17 protein-coding genes are annotated in these 19,445 nt (G+C 63.8%); 7 read left to right on the top strand and 10 right to left on the bottom strand.

Features of this window, described 5'->3' with window-relative positions; genetic code table 11:
* Nucleotides 1-224: 224 nt before the first annotated feature.
* A complete protein-coding gene (gene hemA / locus ABWP89_RS02625; protein ID WP_353226989.1) occupies nt 225-1,445 on the bottom strand; it encodes a 5-aminolevulinate synthase in 1,221 nt (406 codons plus the stop codon).
* A gap of 178 nt (nt 1,446-1,623) precedes the next feature.
* Nucleotides 1,624-2,424, bottom strand: a complete 801-nt coding sequence (gene murI / locus ABWP89_RS02620; protein WP_353226987.1) for a glutamate racemase — start codon at nt 2,422-2,424, stop codon at nt 1,624-1,626.
* Between the two features lie 134 nt (nt 2,425-2,558).
* Here murI and plsY point away from each other — a divergent pair, with 134 nt between their 5' ends.
* From plsY to topA, 3 genes are all read left to right on the top strand, one after another.
* Nucleotides 2,559-3,143, top strand: a complete 585-nt coding sequence (plsY, locus tag ABWP89_RS02615) for a glycerol-3-phosphate 1-O-acyltransferase PlsY (RefSeq protein WP_502915219.1) — start codon at nt 2,559-2,561, stop codon at nt 3,141-3,143.
* Nucleotides 3,140-4,303: a DNA-processing protein DprA gene (dprA, locus tag ABWP89_RS02610; RefSeq protein WP_353226983.1), complete on the top strand. Its 1,164-nt coding sequence runs from the start codon at nt 3,140-3,142 to the stop codon at nt 4,301-4,303. Before plsY ends, dprA begins: the two co-directional genes overlap by 4 nt.
* 89 nt (nt 4,304-4,392) lie before the next feature.
* Complete coding sequence (gene topA, locus ABWP89_RS02605) at nt 4,393-7,029, top strand: type I DNA topoisomerase (protein WP_353226981.1); 2,637 nt, start codon at nt 4,393-4,395, stop codon at nt 7,027-7,029.
* A gap of 115 nt (nt 7,030-7,144) precedes the next feature.
* Here the strand turns inward: topA and era are convergent, their stop codons facing one another.
* The 3 genes from era to lepB all read right to left on the bottom strand — a co-directional run bounded on the left by era (nt 7,145) and on the right by lepB (nt 9,715).
* Nucleotides 7,145-8,074, bottom strand: coding sequence for a GTPase Era (gene era, locus ABWP89_RS02600; RefSeq protein ID WP_353226980.1), 930 nt, complete (start codon nt 8,072-8,074; stop codon nt 7,145-7,147).
* Between the two features lie 64 nt (nt 8,075-8,138).
* Nucleotides 8,139-8,858, bottom strand: a complete 720-nt coding sequence (gene rnc / locus ABWP89_RS02595; protein ID WP_502915218.1) for a ribonuclease III — start codon at nt 8,856-8,858, stop codon at nt 8,139-8,141.
* Nucleotides 8,813-9,715, bottom strand: a complete 903-nt coding sequence (gene lepB / locus ABWP89_RS02590) for a signal peptidase I (protein ID WP_353226979.1) — start codon at nt 9,713-9,715, stop codon at nt 8,813-8,815. The genes rnc and lepB overlap by 46 nt, the downstream gene beginning before the upstream one ends.
* 193 nt (nt 9,716-9,908) lie before the next feature.
* Here lepB and pgi point away from each other — a divergent pair, with 193 nt between their 5' ends.
* From pgi to ABWP89_RS02570, 4 genes are read left to right on the top strand one after another with little or no spacing between them, the layout of a single operon-like run.
* Nucleotides 9,909-11,429: a glucose-6-phosphate isomerase gene (pgi, locus tag ABWP89_RS02585; RefSeq protein ID WP_353226978.1), complete on the top strand. Its 1,521-nt coding sequence runs from the start codon at nt 9,909-9,911 to the stop codon at nt 11,427-11,429.
* A complete protein-coding gene (gene gorA / locus ABWP89_RS02580; protein WP_353226976.1) occupies nt 11,426-12,790 on the top strand; it encodes a glutathione-disulfide reductase in 1,365 nt (454 codons plus the stop codon). The genes pgi and gorA overlap by 4 nt, the downstream gene beginning before the upstream one ends.
* A 26-nt stretch (nt 12,791-12,816) precedes the next feature.
* Nucleotides 12,817-13,539: an SDR family oxidoreductase gene (locus tag ABWP89_RS02575; protein WP_353226975.1), complete on the top strand. Its 723-nt coding sequence runs from the start codon at nt 12,817-12,819 to the stop codon at nt 13,537-13,539.
* A gap of 3 nt (nt 13,540-13,542) precedes the next feature.
* Entirely contained in the window at nt 13,543-14,571 is a 1,029-nt protein-coding gene (locus ABWP89_RS02570; protein ID WP_353226974.1) for an NAD-dependent epimerase/dehydratase family protein, read from the top strand.
* Between the two features lie 6 nt (nt 14,572-14,577).
* Here the strand turns inward: ABWP89_RS02570 and ABWP89_RS02565 are convergent, their stop codons facing one another.
* The 5 genes from ABWP89_RS02565 to ABWP89_RS02545 all read right to left on the bottom strand — a co-directional run bounded on the left by ABWP89_RS02565 (nt 14,578) and on the right by ABWP89_RS02545 (nt 19,304).
* A complete protein-coding gene (locus ABWP89_RS02565; RefSeq protein WP_353226973.1) occupies nt 14,578-15,333 on the bottom strand; it encodes a molybdopterin-dependent oxidoreductase in 756 nt (251 codons plus the stop codon).
* Nucleotides 15,330-16,181: a cytochrome b/b6 domain-containing protein gene (locus ABWP89_RS02560; protein ID WP_353226971.1), complete on the bottom strand. Its 852-nt coding sequence runs from the start codon at nt 16,179-16,181 to the stop codon at nt 15,330-15,332. The genes ABWP89_RS02565 and ABWP89_RS02560 overlap by 4 nt, the downstream gene beginning before the upstream one ends.
* Nucleotides 16,182-16,287: 106 nt before the next feature.
* Entirely contained in the window at nt 16,288-17,241 is a 954-nt protein-coding gene (locus ABWP89_RS02555; protein WP_502915213.1) for a phytoene/squalene synthase family protein, read from the bottom strand.
* 6 nt (nt 17,242-17,247) lie between these two features.
* Complete coding sequence (locus ABWP89_RS02550; protein ID WP_353226968.1) at nt 17,248-17,829, bottom strand: LOG family protein; 582 nt, start codon at nt 17,827-17,829, stop codon at nt 17,248-17,250.
* Nucleotides 17,826-19,304, bottom strand: a complete 1,479-nt coding sequence (locus ABWP89_RS02545; protein ID WP_353226966.1) for a phytoene desaturase — start codon at nt 19,302-19,304, stop codon at nt 17,826-17,828. The genes ABWP89_RS02550 and ABWP89_RS02545 overlap by 4 nt, the downstream gene beginning before the upstream one ends.
* Between the last annotated feature and the right edge of the window lie 141 nt (nt 19,305-19,445).

Below are 19,445 nucleotides of genomic sequence, written 5' to 3'. Positions count from 1 at the left end.
ACCCGCAGTGCAACAAATTTGTCGAAAACCGACCTTCCCTTTGTGTCAGGGCGTCTACACTATCTTTAGTGATTGGCGGAAAAACCGCGGTTTCCCCGGCGTTCTGGAAGATTTGACTGTTGCGTTTAGGTCACAGAGAGGCGCAAAACACGACACAGCCGTTCGCGCAGATCGCTGTGATGCCAGTGGCGTTGCCGCTGCAAAGCGGGCCTGTTGCGACCCGGTCAGGCGGCGCGGCGCTTTTCCAGTTCCAGCCGCTGCCAGATTTCCACCAGCGCAGCGGTCAGATCGACGATCATCGCGTGCGTGTGCTGTGGCCCGGGGGTAAAGCGCAGGCGTTCGGTGCCGCGCGGCACGGTGGGGAAATTGATTGGCTGCACATAGACGCCATATTCGGCCAGCAGGATATCGCTGACCTTTTTGGCGCGCACCGGGTCACCCACCATCAGCGGCACGATATGTGTGGTCGATGGCATGACCGGCAGGCCGGCGTCGGCAAACAGCGTCTTCATCGTCGCGGCAGCCTCGGCCTGCGCATCACGTTCCACACAGGATGATTTCAGATGGCGCACCGCCGCCAGCACGCCGGCGACCAGCACCGGCGACAACGACGTGGTAAAGATAAAGCCCGGCGCGTAGGACCGGATGACATCGATAATGCGGCGGTCGGCGGCGATATAGCCACCCATCACGCCAAACGCCTTGCCCAGCGTGCCTTCGATGATGTCGATGCGGTGCGCGGCATCGTCGCGTTCGGAAATGCCACCGCCGCGCGCACCATACATACCGACCGCGTGGACTTCGTCGATATAGGTCAGCGCGTTGTATTTTTCCGCCAGGTCGCAGATCGCATGGATCGGCGCGATGTCGGCATCCATCGAATAGACGCTTTCAAACGCGATCAGCTTGGGCACGGCGGGGTCTTCGGCGGCCAGCAATTCTTCCAGATGGGCGACGTCGTTGTGGCGGAACACGCGCTTTTCCGCGCCCGAATTGCGAATACCGGCGATCATCGAGGCATGGTTCAGCGCATCGGAAAAGATCACGCAGCCGGGCAGGATTTTGGCCAGCGTCGACAATGTCGCATCGTTGGACACATAGCCCGATGTGAACAGCAGCGCGGCGTCCTTGCCATGCAGGTCGGCCAGTTCGTGTTCCAGATCGATGTGGTAATGCGTGTTGCCACCGATATTGCGGGTGCCGCCCGACCCGGCGCCGACATCGTGCAGCGCCTCTTCCATCGCGGCGATCACCGCGGGGTGCTGCCCCATGGCGAGGTAATCGTTGGAACACCACACCGTGATCGGTTTGGGCCCGTTGTGCCCGGCAAAACAGCGCGCGTTGGGAAACGCGCCCTTGTTGCGCAGGATATCGATGAACACCCGGTAGCGGCCTTCGGAATGAAGCCGGTCGATCGCGCTGTCAAACACCTGCTCGTAATTCACCTGAGGCTCCTTTACCCCACGTCGAAGGCGGTTTTTGCGCCTGCGGCACGTCTGTTTTGCCGGTCCCACAACGCTGGCGTGGTGCGCGCCATAGTCCTGTTTTTACGCGATTGCCACCCGGTTTCGCCCATTGCCCCCTATGGCATTTTGTCCCACCCGTGGCCCTGTCAGCATGGCGTCAGAAAATGACGGTATGGTCCAGCCCGGCGCGGGCGAGCGCGGGGGCCAGCGCAATCAGGCCCGGGTCATCGCGCGTAAACAGCGCCTGATCGGGCACGCTGCGCGCAAACGGCTGTCCGTCGGTCAGGTGCGCAATCCGCCGGGCGATGCCGTCGGCGCCGTCGATAAACCGCACGCCGGGTCCGAACGCGGCGGCCAGATCGTCGATCATCAGCGGAAAATGGGTGCAGGCCAGCACCACCGTATCGATCGTGTCGCCACCCGGCATCGCGCGGAGCGCCGCCGCCGCCCGCTGTGCCGCGCCGCCAGCGTCATCGCCCCCGCGCATCATCGCCTCTGCCGCGGTCACCAGATCGGGCGCAGCATGGCGCAGCAGCGTTTTGTCATGGGCAAATTCCGCCTGCAGCCGGTCAACATAGCCCTGGCGGATGGTCGCTTCGGTCCCCAGCAGCCCGATCACCCCGGTGCGGGTCATGCCGGCAGCAGGTTTGATCGCGGGGACGGTGCCGACAATCGGCACTTCCAGCACATCGCGCACGGCGGCCAGCGCGATCGTCGAAGCGGTGTTGCACGCGATGCACACCAAACGGGGCCGCAGCCGTTCGGTCATCCGGCCCAGCAGGCCCGACACCCGCGCGGCAATCTCCGCCTCGGTCTTGCCGCCATAGGGCAGCCCGGCATTGTCGGCGACATAGATGACCGGCGCCTGGGGCAGCACCCGGCGCAGCGCGCGCAGCACCGACAGCCCGCCCACGCCGGAATCGAACATCAGGATGGGTTGGTCGGGGGTAATCGGCATGGTTGATGCCTGCTATGGGCATCATGGGCAAAAACATCCAGATGCCCCCTCCCTTTTACCCACGGTGGCCGTTAGTACGGGTGCTGCACAGGCCCATACCTGCGCCGGGGGACAATCGGGTGATCGATAAAACGCTGCAACTGGCGCTGGTCGTCGCGGGTCTGGCCTATCTGCTGGGGTCGATCCCGTTCGGGCTGATCCTGGCGCGGCTGGGCGGGGCGGGGGACCTGCGCGCCATCGGATCGGGCAATATCGGCGCGACCAACGTCCTGCGCACCGGGCGCAAGGGGCTGGCGGCGGCGACACTGCTGCTCGATCTGGCCAAGGGTGCGACGGCGGTGTGCGTGGTGCGCGCGCTGTGGCCGGGGTATGAACATGTGGCGGCGGGCGCGGTGGTGATCGGGCATTGTTACCCGGTGTGGCTGCGGTTTCGCGGGGGCAAGGGCGTGGCCACGCTGATGGGGGTGTCGCTGGCGCTCGCCTGGCCGATCGGGCTGGCCTATGCGGTGGTGTGGCTGGGCATGCTGGCGATCACGCGCATCTCCTCGCTCAGCGGGATATCTGCAGCAGTTGCGGCGCCGCTGGCCGCGCTGGCGATCGGGCATGTCAATGATGCGCGTGCGCTGTGGCCGCTGGCAGTGCTGGTGCTGTGGCTGCACCGCGCCAACATCGCCCGGCTGCGCGCCGGGACCGAGCCGCGCGTCGGTGCGCCCAAGTGAACCGCGCACACGTCGAAGGGCCGGATGCCGCAGAACAGTTCGCGCGTGTACGCTTGCTGCGGTCCCCCAACATTGGCCCGGTGACGTTTTATCACTTGCTCACCCGGTTTGGCAGCGCGGTGGCTGCGCTACCCGCGGTGCCCGATCTGGCCGCGCGCGGTGGCGCCGCCTATCGCCTGGCGCCGGCCGCGCAGATCGAGGATGAATTTGCCGCACTGGCACGCTGCAGTGCGCGGCTGGTGTTTCATGATGATGGCCATTATCCGCTGGCATTGCTGGCCGCCGATCAGCCGCCGCCGGTGTTGAGCGTGCGCGGCAATCTGGCGCTGTTTGATCAACCGGGGGTGGCGATTGTCGGCGCGCGCAATGCCTCTGCCGGGGCGGTGCGGCTGGCGCGCGATTTCGCCGCTGCGCTGGCCGCGCGCGGTTTTGCGGTGATTTCCGGGCTGGCGCGCGGGATCGATGCGGCGGCGCACCATGGCGCGCTGGCCGCGGGCGATGGCGCTGTGCACGACGGCGGCACGATCGCGGTGATCGCGGGCGGCATTGACGTGGTCTATCCGCCCGAACATGCCGCACTGCAGGAACGGATTGCCGCCGAAGGTCTGCTGGTGGCGCAGATGGCGCCGGGGATCGAGCCGCAGGCGCGCCATTTCCCATCGCGCAACCGCATCATCGCCGGGCTGGCCGCCGGGACCGTGGTGGTAGAGGCCGCGCCCAAATCCGGGTCGCTGATCACGGCAAGGCTGGCCGGCGAATTCGGGCGAGAGGTCATGGCGGTGCCGGGATCGCCGCTCGACGCACGCGCGCACGGCTGCAACCGCCTGATTCGCGAAGGTGCGATCCTGGTGCAGAGCGCCGATGACATCGCCGAACTGGTCGATACATTTCAGGGCACCGCGCGATCCACCTTTCGCGATGGCGCGCTCGGCGATTATGCTGGCGCGCAGAACGAAGGCGCGGGAGACGCGCCAGCCGGTGACGTGGTCGCGCAGATCGCCGCGCTGCTGGGCACCGCGCCGGTCACGGTCGATGAATTGATCCGCCAGAGCGGGGCCGCGCCGGGCGTGGTGCAGAACGCTTTGCTCGATCTGGAATTGGCCGGTCGTCTGGCGCGCCATGCCGGGGGGCGGGTCAGCACGGTTGCGTTTGGCGCCTAGAACTGCTTGACGGCGGTGCGGGGTTGTCTCCACCCTCGTGCGTGCACACGTAAGGTGCGCACTCTATTCAGGACAGTTGGCGCCGCCCCATGCAATTGGTCATCGTAGAATCCCCCGCCAAAGCCAAGACCATAGAGAAGTATCTGGGACCGGGCTTTAAGGTGCTCGCGTCCTATGGCCACGTGCGCGACCTGCCGCCAAAGGATGGTTCGGTTCGCCCCGATGACGCGTTTGCGATGGATTGGGAAATCTATGGTGACAAGGCCGCGCGGATAAAGGCGATCACCGATGCGGCCAAAACTGCCGATCGCCTGATCCTGGCCACCGACCCCGATCGTGAGGGTGAGGCGATTTCGTGGCACGTGCGCGAATTGCTGGCCAAGCGCAAGGCGCTGCCAAAGGACGTGCAGCGGGTCACCTTCAACGCCATTACCAAGGCCACCGTGCTGGCGGCAATGGCCGCGCCGCGTGCGCTGGATCAGGACCTGATCGATGCCTATCTGGCGCGGCGTGCGCTCGATTACCTGTTCGGCTTTACGCTGTCGCCGGTGCTGTGGCGCAAATTGCCGGGGGCAAAATCGGCGGGTCGCGTGCAATCGGTGGCGCTGCGGCTGATTGTCGAGCGCGAGCGCGAGATTGAGGCGTTCAAGACCCAGGAATACTGGTCGGTCGCGGCAAAACTGGAACATGCCGGCACCGGCTTTACCGCGCGGCTGGTGCGATTTGAAGGCAACAAGCTGGACCGGTTGTCGCTGGGCGATGAAGGCGTGGCGCAGCGAGCCAGGGCGACGGTAGAGGCGGCCACGTTCCGCGTCGACTCTGTCGAAACCAAGCCGATGCGGCGCAACCCGCAGCCGCCGTTCACCACATCGACGTTGCAACAGGAAGCCGCGCGCAAGCTGGGCTTTTCCACCAGCCACACCATGCGTGTGGCGCAGACGCTGTATGAGGCGGGCGCGATCACTTATATGCGCACCGACGGCGTGCAGATGGACAGTTCTGCCATTTCCGACGCGCGGCGGGTGATTTCCAGCCGCTATGACGGGCATTATCTGCCCGAAAAACCACGTATTTACGAAACCAAGGCGAAGAATGCTCAGGAAGCGCATGAAGCGATCCGGCCGGTCGATTTTTCTCGCACCACGCATGGTTCGGGTGATGAAGCGCGGCTGTATGACCTGATCTGGAAACGCGCGCTGGCCAGCCAGATGGCCTCTGCCGCGCTGGAACGCACCACGGTTTCGCTGGGCGAAGGCACCGGCAAGCACGAATTGCGCGCCACCGGCCAGGTGGTGCGGTTCCCCGGATTTTTGGCCGTCTATGAAGAAGGGCGCGACCAGAAGGCCGACGCCGACGATGAAGACAGCGGCATCCTGCCGGCGATGGCCGCGGGCGATCTGCCAAAGAAGCATGGCGTGGAGGCGATCCAGCATTTCACCCAGCCACCGCCACGTTATGCCGAGGCATCTTTGGTGAAGCGGCTGGAAGAACTGGGCATCGGCCGGCCATCGACCTATGCCGCGACGATCCAGGTGATCAAGGACCGCAATTATGTGCGGCTGGAAAAAAACCGTTTCTTTGCAGAAGAATCCGGCCGGTTGTTGACAGCGTTTCTCGAACGCTTTTTCGACCGCTATGTCGCCTATCAGTTCACCGCCGGGATGGAGGAGGAACTGGACGATGTGTCGGGCGGGCGCGCCGCGTGGAAAGATGTGCTCGCCGCGTTCTGGCGCGATTTCAAGCCGAAGTCTGACGAAGTGATGGAGCGCAAGCCCAGCGAGGTGACTGCCGAGCTGGACGTGTTCCTGTCCGATTACCTGTTTCCCCCGCGCGAAGATGGCACCGATCCGCGCGTGTGCCCCAAATGCGCGGTGGGCCGTCTGTCGCTGCGCGGCGGGCGCTATGGCGCGTTTGTCGCCTGTTCCAACTATCCCGAATGCAAATACACGCGCAAATTCGCGCAAGGGCAGGACAATGCCGAGGGCGGCGCATCCGAAGACGCCGTGCTGGGCCAGGACCCGGTCACCGGTCAGGACGTGGTGCGCCGCAGCGGGCGGTTCGGGCCCTATGTCCAGCTCGGCGACGGCAAGGAAGCCAAGCGCGCCTCGATCCCCAAGGACATTCCGGAGCTCGATCTGGACTGGGCGCTGAAGCTGCTGTCACTGCCGCGCGAAATCGGCATGCATCCCGAATCCGGCAAACCGATTACCGCATCGATAGGCCGCTATGGTCCTTATCTGGCGCATGACGGCAAATATGGCCGCCTGCGCAACACCGCCGAAGTGTTTGAAACCGGCATGAATGCTGCCGTGGTGCGGCTGGCCGAGGCCGCCGCCGGCGGTGGCGCACGTGGTGGGCGCACAGCGACCGAGCCATTGAAAGTGGTTGGGGCACATCCCGTATCAGGACTGGAAGTGCGGCTGATGGCGGGACGCTATGGCGCCTATGTTACCGATGGCACCACCAACGCGACATTGCCCAAGGACAAGACCGCCGACACGCTGACGATCGATGAAGCCGCCGCGCTGATCGACGCCCGCGCCGCTGCCGCGCCTGCCAAGGGGAAAAAGAAGGCCCCGGCGAAAAAGGCGCCTGCGAAAAAGGCGCCGGCGAAGAAAGATGCCGGCGCGGGTGCTGCAACCGCCGCCAAAAAGCCGGTGGCGAAAAAACCTACTGCCAAGAAACCTGCTGCGAAGAAACCCGCAGCGAAGAAACCGGCGACATAATACCAAGCGCCACTATATTTAATTCGTCATTCCAGACTTGATCTGGAATGACGAAAAGCTTTGAACACCTTCCATCCAAATGGGCCAACCCATTGGGCGCCTGGGACAACCCCAATCACTGCACCCAGTCGAGCCCGATCTCTTCATACAGATCGCGGCTTTCGGCCCATTTTTCCTCGACTTTGACGTGGAGGAACAAGTGGACTTTGGCGCCCAGCAGGTTGGCCAGTTCCTTGCGCGCGGTTTCGCCGATTGATTTCAGTTTCGACCCGCCTTTGCCCAGCACGATCGGGCGCTGGCTGTCGCGCGCGATCACGATCTGCTGGTGGATCTCGATCGATCCGTCGGCGCGCACGGCATAGCTTTCGGGGCGGACCGCGCTGTCATAGGGCAGTTCGTCGTGCAATTGGCGGTACAGTTGTTCGCGGGTGATTTCGGTGGCCAACAGGCGTTCCGACGCATTCGACACCTGGTCTTCGGGATAATGCCAGGGGCTGGGCGGCATCAGCGCCGCCAGCCGCGTTTTCAATTCGGCCACGCCGTCGCCGGTCAGCGCAGAGATAAAGAACACCTCGTCAAACCCGCCCGCCGCGACCAGCTCTTCGGCGGCGACCAGCAGCGGTTCCTTTGGCGTGGCATCGACCTTGTTGAGCACCAGGATGCGGCGTTCGGGGCGCGTGGCCAGCGTGGTCAGGATCGGTTCGAGGTATTCGCGGCGCTTTTTGCGCGCATCGACCACCAGCACGATCGCATCGGCGGCCTCTGCGCCGCCCCAGGCCGCGCTGACCATCGCTCGGTCCAGCCGCCGGCGCGGTTCAAACAGCCCGGGCGTATCGACCAGGATGATCTGTGTATCTGCCTCGATCGCGATGCCCATCAGGCGCGCGCGCGTGGTCTGCGCCTTGTTCGACACGATCGCCACTTTCTGGCCGACCAGGGCGTTGACCAGCGTCGATTTGCCCGCGTTGGGCGCGCCCAGAATGGCAACCAGCCCGCAATGCTGCGGCGAAATGGCGGGATCAATAGGGGGGGAAATGTCTGACATGAAACCGATCTTATCATCAAAACGGGAAAGGCGCGAATGGCAGGGCAGGGGCGTGTGACCTGGCCTAGCCGAAACGCTGCATGAATTCACGGGCGGCGGCGGTTTCCGCCTCCTGCTTGCTGGTGCCGCGCGCGCTTACTTCGCCCACCCCGGCCACGGTGACCGAAACGGTGAAGGTGGCGGCATGATCCGGCCCCTCACGCGTGACCAGCGCATAGACCGGCGGTTTGCGCCGGTTGCCTGCTGCCCATTCCTGCAACGCCGCCTTGGGGTGTTTGCGCTGGCCTGCGCCCGCCGCCATCGGCGGGGCCCAGGCGCGGCGCACGAAATCGCGCGCCACGGTAAACCCGCGTTCGACAAACAGCGCGCCGATCAGCGCCTCCATCACGTCGCCCAGGATATTGTCGCTGTCGGCGCCGCCGTCATCGCGCGCCTGTTTGCCCATGCGGATATGCGGCGCCAGCCCGATGGTGCGCGCGATCGCTGCGCAGGTTTCGCGGCTGACCAGCACGTTCAGGCGTTGTGACAGCTTGCCTTCGTTGCTGCCACCTTCGCCAAACAGCCATTCGGCGATCGACAGCCCCAGCACGCGATCGCCCAGAAACTCCAGCCGCTGGTAATCGGGCGTTTCGCCCAATGATCCATGCGTCAGCGCTTCGCGCCACAGCGCTGCGTTCAGCGGTTCCACCCCGGTCAGCGCGATCAGGAATTGCCGTGCGGCCGGGTCGAGCGCGGCGCTCAGAACATGCCCCCGATGCGGTTCCAGCGTGCGGCGGTAAACCACGTCCACGGCAGGAACCAGTTGGCGCCGCCATCGGTGGACCACATCACGATGGTGGCGCGGCCAACCAGGTTTTCCTGCGGTACCAGCCCGATCCCGCCGCCTTCCCGCGCCTCAAACCGGCTATCCATCGAATTGTCACGGTTGTCGCCCATCATGAACAGGCGATCGGCGGGCACCACTACCGGCGGGGTATCATCCTGCGGACGATAGCCCAGGTCGAGCACGTTATAACTTTTGCCTTCGGGCAGCGTTTCTTTGAACTGCGGGTAATGGCAACTGGGGGTGCCGTCCTTTTCCAGCGCTTCAAATTCGGGCGATACGCAATTTGTATTGGGTGAAATGCGGATGACGAAATCATCCTGCTTTACCTTGGGCACGGGTTTGCCGTTCAGCCAGACCACGCCGCCCTTCAATTGCACCGTGTCGCCGGGCAGGCCGATCACGCGTTTGATGTAATCGACATCGTTGCCCGGCGGTGCCTTGAAAATGACCACGTCGCCGCGCGCCGGCTGATGCGCCAGCACACGGCCCGGGATCAGCGGCAGGCTGAACGGCATCGAATATTTGGAAAAGCCATAGGGCCACTTGGCTGCCAGCAGATAGTCACCGTTTTCCAACCGGGGCAGCATCGATTCGGATGGAATGTTGAACGGCGAAAAGATGAAGCTGCGGAAAATTCCGACAATCAGCACGAGCTTGATCAGAAAGACGAAAAAGTTTTCATCTTCCTTTGGCTTGGCCGGCTTGGCACCGCGCGCGATCTGGGCGGCAATTTCGGCGGCCGGGTCGCGGGTGGTTGCGGCGGGACCGGCGCTTTCCGGGGAATGTTCGGGCGTATCGTTCATCGTCGCGGTCATGTTGGGCCGGTTGCCTTGCGTCAAGCGGGATCGTCATGCGCGACCCGCAAATATTGCCTTGCCCTAGGCGCAGACGGGCCTGGCGCATAGCTTTGCGCAAGGTGTTGGTCGAATAGCGGGAACGCTTGGCGGATTTGTCGCCAGCGGGCACAAGGGGGAAAGCCTGTTTGGGCGTGATCCGTTGGAGTGCATGATGACCGATACCTCTGCTGCGCTGTGGGAACAGTTTGAGCAGCTTGAATTTCCGGCGCTGGCGGCGCTGTTTGCCGCGCCGGACCGGCTGGCGCGCTATTCGACCACGCTGGGGCTGCCGGGCGGAGCGATTCGGTTCGACTGGTCCAAAACCCATTTGTACCCGGCGGCAGAGGCGATCCTGACCCGGCTGGCCGATGTGCAGCAGTTTACCGAAAAGCGCCGGCAACTGATCGATGGCGAACCGATCAACAACACCGAGGGCCGCGCCGCCGAACACACCGCCCAGCGCGGGGTGGGCAATGCCGCCAGCGTGGTCGAGGCCGAGGCGCTGCAGGCGCGGATGGAGGCGCTGGTCGAGGCGATCCACGAAGGCCTGTTTGGCGAAGTCCGTTCACTGATCCATATCGGCATTGGCGGTTCGGCGCTGGGCCCGGCGCTGGCGATCGACGCGCTGACCCACGATGGTGCGCGCGTCGCGGTGCATGTGGTGTCCAACATCGATGGTTGCGCACTGGAAACCGCGTGCCGTGCGTGTGATCCGGCAACGACCATGATCGCGATCGCATCAAAGACCTTTACCACCACCGAAACGATGACCAACGCCGCCTCTGCGCTCGACTGGTTGCGCGAAGGCGGGGTGGAGGACCCCTATGGGCGGGTAGTGGCGCTGACCGCAGCACCCGAAAAGGCGGTGGAATGGGGGGTGGATGACACCCGCGTGCTGCCCTTTGCGGAAAGCGTCGGCGGGCGTTATTCGCTGTGGTCGTCGATCGGTTTTCCGATTGCGCTGGCGCTGGGCTATGCCGGGTTTGCCGAATTTCTGGCCGGTGCCAAGGCGATGGACCTGCATTTCATCGAAACCCCGCTGGCCGGCAATGTCGTCGTGCGTGCCGCCTTTGCGGATCTGATTTATACCCAGGCGCTGGGGTGCCAGTCGCGTGCGGTGTTTGCCTATGATCAGCGGCTGGCGCTGTTTCCCGATTATTTGCAGCAGCTGGAAATGGAATCGAACGGAAAAAGCGTGACTGCCGATGGCCAGCCGCTCAACCGGCCGAGCGCGCCGGTAACCTGGGGCGGGGTGGGCACCGATGCGCAACATGCGGTGTTTCAGCTGTTGCATCAGGGCACGCACCTGATTCCGGTCGATTTTCTGGCGGTGAAAATCCCCGGCCACGATCTGGACCCGGTGCATCACCAGATCCTGCTGTCGAACTGTTTTGCGCAGGGCGCCGCGCTGATGGCCGGGGCCGCTGCCGATGATGCCGCGCGGTCCTATCCGGGCAACCGTCCCTCGGCGACCATGCTGGCCGATGACCTGAACCCCGCGACGCTGGGCGCGCTGATCGCGTTCCACGAACACCGCGTGTTTGTTTCGGCGATGATGCTGGGGATTAACCCGTTTGACCAGTTCGGCGTCGAACTGGGCAAGAAAATCGCCAAGCAGATCGACAGTGGCGGGGGCGAGGGGTTTGACCCATCGACCGAAGCGCTGCTGGCGGCGGCCGGGATCGGAGCATGACGGTGAACGACGCGCAATTCGAATACGACCTGTTTGTGATTGGCGCGGGTTCGGGCGGGGTGCGCGCTGCGCGGATCGCCGCCGGGCATGGCGCAAAGGTGGCCGTGGCCGAAGAATTCCGTATCGGCGGCACCTGCGTCATCCGCGGCTGTGTACCCAAAAAGCTGCTGGTCTATGCCGCGCAGTTTTCCGACGATCTGGCGCATGCCGGCGATTATGGCTGGACCATTGCGGGCGCAACATTCGATTGGCCCACCTTGCGCGACGCCGTTGCGCGCGATGTCGACCGCATCAACCTTGCCTATACCAGCACGCTCAACACCAACCAGGTCGCGCAATACCTTGACCGGGCCGAAGTGACCGGGCCGAACAGTGTGCGGATGAAAAGCACCGGCCAGACGGTCACCGCCAAAACCATCCTGGTGGCCACCGGCGCCTGGCCGATCATGCCCGAATTTGACGGTACAGAGCATTGCATAACATCGAACGAGGTGTTCGGCCTGCCAACGCTGCCGCGCCGCGTGGTGGTGGCCGGCGCCGGGTACATCGCGCTGGAATTCGCCGGCATTTTCAACGCACTGGGCAGCGCAGTGACGGTGGTCAACCGCAGCGACGCAATCCTGCGCAGTTACGACATCGATCTGCGCGACCGGCTGCTGACGCTGACGCGTGCGCGCGGAATTGCCTATCGGTTTCACGCCACGCTTGATCGCGTGGAAAAATGCGCTGACGGCAGCCTGCTGGTGCACCTGGGCGATGGCGGCGAACCCGTGCCGGCCGATGTCGTGCTGGTGGCGGCGGGCCGTCGCGCCAACACCGCCGGGCTGGGGCTGGAACAGGCCGGCATTGCGCTGGGCCATCGCGGCGAAGTGCCGGTGGATGGCGATGGCCGCACCGCGTGCCCCAGCATCTACGCAGTGGGCGATGTCACCGACCGCGTACAGCTGACCCCGGTGGCAATCCGCGAAGGCCACGCCTTTGCCGATGCGCAATACGCCGGGAAAAAGACCGCGGTATCCTATGACGCCATCCCCAGTGCGGTGTTTTCGCAACCGCCGCTGGCCGCAGTTGGCCTGACCGAGGCGGAAGCGCGGCGACAGTTTGCCGCCATCAAGGTGTTCACATCGGATTTCCGGCCGATGAAAAACATTTTCAGCCAACGCGTTGAACGCGGGTTTTATAAGCTCGTGGTCGATGGCGAAACCGACCGCGTGCTGGGCATCCACATGATCGGCCCCGATGCGCCCGAAATCCTTCAGGCAGCGGCGATTGCGGTCAAGGCCGGGCTGACCAAGGCCGATTTTGATGCGACGGTCGCGCTGCATCCGTCGATGGCCGAAGAACTGGTGCTGATGCGCTAAAGCATAAAGAACAACAGGGGACAGGGATGCAGATTGCGGGCAAGCTGGTGCTGGTCACCGGCGGAACGGATGGTATCGGGCGCCAGATCGCGCTGCAATTGCAGGCGCTGGGCGCAGAAGTGATCGTGACCGGGCGCAATCCGGACCGGCTGGCGCGTGCGCGCGGCGACGGGTTTGCGGTGATCAGCGCCGATCTGACCAGGCCCGACGGGGTGGAGGCGGTGCTGCGCGGACTGTCCGAACGATCGATCGACATTCTGGTCAACAATGCCGGGATGGGCACCGATCACGATTTTCGCGTTGGGCTGCCCGATGTCGCGGATGACGAACGCACCATCTGGCTCAACCTGCATGCCCCGATCCGGCTGATCACCGCGCTGATGACCGCGTTACAGACCCGGCCAGAGGCGATGATCGTCAATGTCACATCGGGGCTGGCGATAGCGCCCAGCGCGGGATCGCCAGTCTATTGCGCGACCAAGGCAGCCTTGCGCAGCTATACCCAGTCGCTGCGCGCGCAGTTGAAGGGCACGCGCATCCATGTGCTGGAGGCACTGCCGCCACTGGTCGATACCGCGATGACCACCACGCGCAGCGGGCGCAAGCTGCCGCCGCAGGAATGCGCGCGGCAGATTGTCGCGGCCATGCGCGCCAATGCGAATGAGGCCAATGTCGGCATGGTGCGCGTGCTGGCCGCGGTAAACCAGGTTGCGCCATGGTTGGCGCGCCGCATCATGATCGGGTTTTAAACGATGACAGGCACGGTTCTGGTCAGTGGTGGCAGCGGTTATATCGCCGGGTTCGTCATCAAACAGCTGCTGGCCGAAGGCTGGCAAGTGCGCACCACCGTGCGCAACCCGGCGCGTGAGGCCGGTTTGCGCGCGCTTTTGGGTGGTGACACGCAATCCTTGCAGTTCTTCGTTGCCGACCTGACTGCCGATGCCGGCTGGGCAGAGGCGATGGCCGGGTGCAGCCATGTCGCCCACGTGGCATCGCCGTTCAGCACCGAAGCGCCGCGTCACGAAGACGATCTGATCGTGCCGGCGCGCGATGGCGTGTTGCGCGCGCTTCGGTTTGCGCGTGACGCCGGGGTCACCCGTTTTGTGCAAACCTCGTCAGTCGCTGCGATCGCCTATGGCCATGGCAAGGGCCACCACCGCTTTACCGAAGCCGACTGGACCGATGTCACCGGGTCCGACGTCTATGCCTATGTAAAATCCAAGACGATTGCCGAACGTGCGGCGCGCGACTGGATTGCGGCAGAGGGCAAAGGCGGGGGCGGGGCGATGGAATTCGTGTCGATCAATCCGGCGGCAGTGCTGGGCCCGGTGTGGACCGACGATTTTTCGCCATCAATCGAAGTGGTGCGGCAATTGCTGGGCGGGTTGCTGCCGGGGTGCCCCGATCTGGGGTTCGGCATCGTCGATGTGCGCGATTGCGCCGATCTGCATGTGCGCGCGCTGACCGCGCCGGGGATCGCCGGCGAACGTTTTATCGCATCGGGGCCGTTTTTCAAACTGATCGAAGTCGCCCGCGTGCTGAAGGCACGGTTGCCCGTTCAATCGCGCAAGGTCCCGACACGGCGCTTGCCCGACTGGCTGGTACGGTTTTCTGCACTGTTCAATCCGATGATCCGGCAGATCGTCGGTGAACTGGGCAATGTGCGCGATGCCGATGCCGGGCACGCGTTGGCCGTGCTGGGCTGGAAAACGCGCCCGGTTGAAGATTCGATCGTTGATTGCGCGCGCAGCCTGATCGAGCGCGGCATCGTCAAGACGTGATGAGGGTCAGATCCCCGCGTACCACTGGTAATTGTGGTTATCTTCCCAAAACCCGCCTTTGCCGCCGTGCAGGCCCGCCAGCGTATCGACCGCCTGCACGCGCATGACATATTTGGCCTGTTTGTAACCCAGCTGGCGTTCAACCCGCAGCCGCAGCGGCGCGCCGTGGCCGATCGACAGCGGCGCGCGGTTCAGGCTGTAGGCCAGGATGGTCTGCGGGTGAAAGGCATCGACCAGATCGATGCTTTCGTAATAGGGTTTGCCCAGCAGCGTGTCGGCACAGTGAAACACCACATAGCGTGCGCGGGTTGACAGCCCGGCGCGGCGCAACAGCAGACCCAGCGGCACCCCGTGCCATTCACCGATCGCGCTCCACCCTTCGACGCAATCGTGACGGGTGATCTGGCTGCGCGCTGGTGCGGCCCGCAATTGCGCCATGGACAGCGCCAGCGGCTGGTTGACCAGCCCGTCGAATGTGAGTGTCCAATCGGCAAAATGGCTGGCGGCATGGCGGACATAATCGGCAGAATCAGCGCGCGCCGAACCGTTCACGCGAAAGACTGGCGACAGATCGGCGCGGGTGAATTCGGGTGCCAGCGCCTGACGATCCGCCACCAGCAACCGCTGCGCACTGCGTGAGGCCTTTTCCCCCAGCGACAGCACGTCCAACGTCTGCGGCGCGGTGGTCCATTTGTCGCAACCCGCCAGCAGCAGGCTGCCCGATCCAGCCAAGAGCCCGCGCCGTGTTACCGAACCGGTCATGCCCCTTCCTCCATCTGTGCTGGCTCTGACCGGGCTGGCTCTGGCAAAATGTCCTCTGGCGGCAGGCGGTACCAGCCGGTGATCATCGATCGCAGTTCGTTGATTGGCCCGGCCAGCAGCACCATCGTCAGATGCACGACGATGAACAGCGCCAGCCCGGCGGCCACGATGAAATGCAGCGATCGGGCCGACTGGCGGCCGTGGAACAGCACCAGCAACCATGGCCAGGCCGCATCCATCGCCGGTGACATGGTCAACCCGGTCAGCACCATCAGCGGCAGCCCGGCCAGCAGCACGCCCAGATAGGCCAGTTTCTGCAAGGGATTGTAATGGCGTGCAGCTTCGCCCTTGGGCAGATGCAACCGCGCATGCGCCTTGATATCATGCCACAGCGATGCCGGTTTTGCTTCTTCCCATTTCAGAAGAAGATCATTGAACAAATGTTTGGAAAAAAGCGAATATATTGCGAACGCCATCCACCCGCTGACCAGCACCCAGGCAAAGAAGAAATGCCAGATGCGCGCCACCGGTACATTGTATTGCCCGGGCAGCGTGACCAGCGGGGGAAACGCCTCGGCCGTGCCCATGGCATAGCCCAGCACACCGGTGGTGGGCACTTCAATCCCCGCGATCGTCAGGTAGCCGTTAGTGCCATGGTTGCCGATTTCCAGCCAGGCGTGATCAAAATTCGCACCATAGGCCCCCCAGTACAGCCGGGGGTGGGCGTTGAAGATCATCAGACCGGTCATCAGCATGATGAACAGTGTCACGGCATTGGTCCAATGCCACAGCCGCACCGGCAGGCGCGTGCGATAGACCAGATCGGATCGTGGGGCAGGATCGGGCATATGCGCGCTTTCACCAGAGGTATTTCAGGATAACATCCGCTATTTCGTTATCAAACGCCATCCGGTTACACCCCGCCGTGACGTCAATCACGATTTGTTTGTTACGTTACGCCACGCGTTGGGCAAGTTCGTGACGGGTGTGACGGCGCGGTGCCGCCAGTTCATGCATCCGTGCCGTAACGGGCAGCATGGTCTGCACCAGCGACCGACCGATCCACCCTATTTTGCGCGTGGTGCTGACCACCGTGCGGGTGTCCCACGCATTGGCACCCCGCCGCTTCACCAGCCGCGCAATATCGCCATAGATCCCTGCTGCCGCCAGAATCGCCCAGCGTTGGCGCATTTCCAGGCGCCGTGCGCCGATGCGGGCAGAGCTTTCATAGGCCGCCGCCATGCCGCACATGCGCGCGGCGAGCCCGGCCAGCGCGTCACGGTAACGCGGGTTCAACGCGTCGCCGGCGGGAATTGCCGCCTCGGCCAGCCATTGCGCGGGCAGGTAACAGCGCCCGGCGGCAAAATCCTCCGCCAGATCGCGCGATATATTGGCCAGCTGAAACGCCAGGCCCAGGTCGCACGCCCGATCGAGCGTTTCGTCGTCATCGGGGTCAACCCCCATGACCACCGCCATCATCACCCCGACCGCGCCCGCGACATGCCAGCAATACTGCATCAGGTCGGCCTCTGTCTGTGGCGACCAGCCGCGCGCATCCAGCGCAAACCCGGCAATCACGGCATCGGCCATGTCTTGCGTCAGCCCGGTTTCGGCCGCCACCACGCCCAGGCAATCAAACGCCGGCTCTCCCGTGTCGCCCCCGGTCAGCGCCAGCGTGGTCAGCGCGCGCACCTGCTGCAACCGTGATGTAACGGCGGACTGGTCACCCATATCGCCGCCCAGATCCTGGCCATCGATCAGATCGTCGCAGCGGCGGCACCACGCATAGAGCAGCCACACGCGTTCACGCGTGGTGCGGTCAAACAGCCGGCTGGCGGCGGCAAAGCTTTTGGATCCTTTGCCGATCATCGCTGCGGCCAGCGTTACGAGACGAGTCCGGCGGTCCATCGCGTGTTACAGATCGCCTGCGTTCATCGCAAAAATCGGCACATGCGGCTGGTGCGCGGCCATCCGTGCCAGCAACAGATCCAGATCGGGTTCGGCCAGAATGATCCCGGCATGGGCCGGGCGGACAAACCCCGTGTCCGTCATGTGACGGTTGAACGCCAGCAGATGGTCGAAAAAACCGAACGCGTTCAACAGTCCGACCGGCTTGGTATGGTATCCCAGCTGCGCCCAGCTGACCGCTTCCCACAGTTCGTCCATTGTGCCGACCCCGCCTGGCAGCGTCAGAAAGCCGTCGGACAGATCGGTAAACGCCTGTTTGCGCGCATGCATGCCCGTTACCACACGCAATTCGGTGCATTCGGCATTGGCCACTTCGGCATCGGCCAGCGCCTGCGGAATAACGCCGATCACCTCGCCACCCGCCGCCAGCGCGCCGGTCGCCACTGCGCCCATCAGCCCCAGGCGCCCGCCGCCATAGACCACGCCGATCCCGCGCCGTGCCAGCGTGGCGCCGACGTCACGCGCCAGCGTTACGTAACGGTCGTCATGCGGGGTGGCCGATCCGCAATAGACTGCAATCCGCTTCACGCAAGATCCTCCACCATCAGTTTTGCGGTGGCCTTGGCGCTGCCGACGACGCCCGGAATCCCTGCCCCGGGATGGGTGCCGGCGCCAACCAGATAGAGGTTGGAAATGGCATCGTCACGGTTGTGCCCGCGGAAAAACGCGCTTTGCGTTAACAGCGGTTCCAGGCTGAACGCGTTGCCCAGATGGGCCGACAGGTCCTGGCTGAAATCCAGCGGGGTATAGTGAAATTTCGTTACGATACGGCTGTGGATGTCGGGGATCAGCCGCCGGCCGACTTCGTCCAGCACGCGCTTTTCCAGGATCGGTCCGATCTCGTTCCAGTCCACCGGCAGCTTGCCCAGGTGTGCGACCGGCACCAGCGCATAGAACGTGCTCATCCCTTCGGGCGCCATGCTCGGGTCGGTCACGGTCGGGTGGTGCAGATAGATCGAAAAATCCTGCGGCAGCACGCCATATTTGTAGATGTCGTCCAGCAGGCCTTTGTAACGCGGGCCAAACAGGATCATATGGTGGGCGATCCCTGGCCAGGTGCCCTGAACGCCAAAATGGACAACAAACAGGCTGGGCGAAAACTTTTTGCGCAGCAGTTTTTTGGTGTGCCGTTTGGCATGGCCATTGTCGGACAGCAGATCGCGGTACGAATGGACCAGGTCGGCGTTTGACGCGACCGCATCGAAATTGGCGGTCCAGCCGCTGGCGGTGGTGACGCCAGTGGCACGGTTGCCCAGCGTTTCGATCCGCGTAACCGCGTCGCCCACGCGCATTTCGCCGCCGATCCGTTCGAAATGCCGCACCATCCCGGCGATCAGCTGGTTGGTGCCGCCCTTGGCCCACCACACCCCTCCGTCCTTTTCCAGCTTGTGGATCAGCGCATAGACCGCGCTGGTAGACATCGGATTGCCGCCGAGCAGCAGCGAGTGAAAACTGAACGCTTCGCGCAGTTTGTCATTCTCGATGAATTTCGACACGATCGAATAGACCGAGCGCCACGCCTGATAGCGCATCAGCGTGGGTGCTGCCTTGATCATGCTGGCAAAATCCAGAAACGGCACCGACCCCAGCTTGATATAGCCTTCGCGGTGCACGCCGGTCGAATATTCAAAAAATTCGTCATACCCCGCCACGTCGCGCGGATTGATTTTGGCGATCTCGCTGCGCAGCGACGCTTCATCGTTGGAATAATCAAAATTGGTGCCGTCGGGCCAATTCAGCCGGTAAAACGGCATGACCGGCATCAGTTCGACATCTTCGGACAGTTTGTGCCCGGTCAGCGCCCACAATTCCTCGAGGCACGGCGGGTCGGTGATCACCGTCGGCCCGGCGTCAAAGGTAAAGCCGTCGCGCTGCCAGTGATAGGCCCGCCCGCCGGGCTTGTCGCGCGCCTCCACCACGGTGGTGGCAATTCCGGCCGATTGCAGGCGGATGGCCAGTGCCATGCCGCCAAAACCCGACCCGATCACACATGCTCGCTTCATCGCTCAACACCCTTTGCCATGCGCGCGGGCAGGACCATCACCGGTGGTCGCGGTGTCAGCTTGTCCTCTCGCCCATTGCCTAAACCGACGCCTAAGCCGAGTAGGGCCTGGCCCGCGCCGGTGCAACCAGGGCTTTTGTCA

Source organism: Novosphingobium sp., assembly GCF_040398825.1.
GTDB lineage: Bacteria > Pseudomonadota > Alphaproteobacteria > Sphingomonadales > Sphingomonadaceae > Novosphingobium.
The sequence above is the reverse complement of the archived record's forward strand: the minus strand, read 5'-3'. Positions and strand labels throughout refer to the sequence as shown.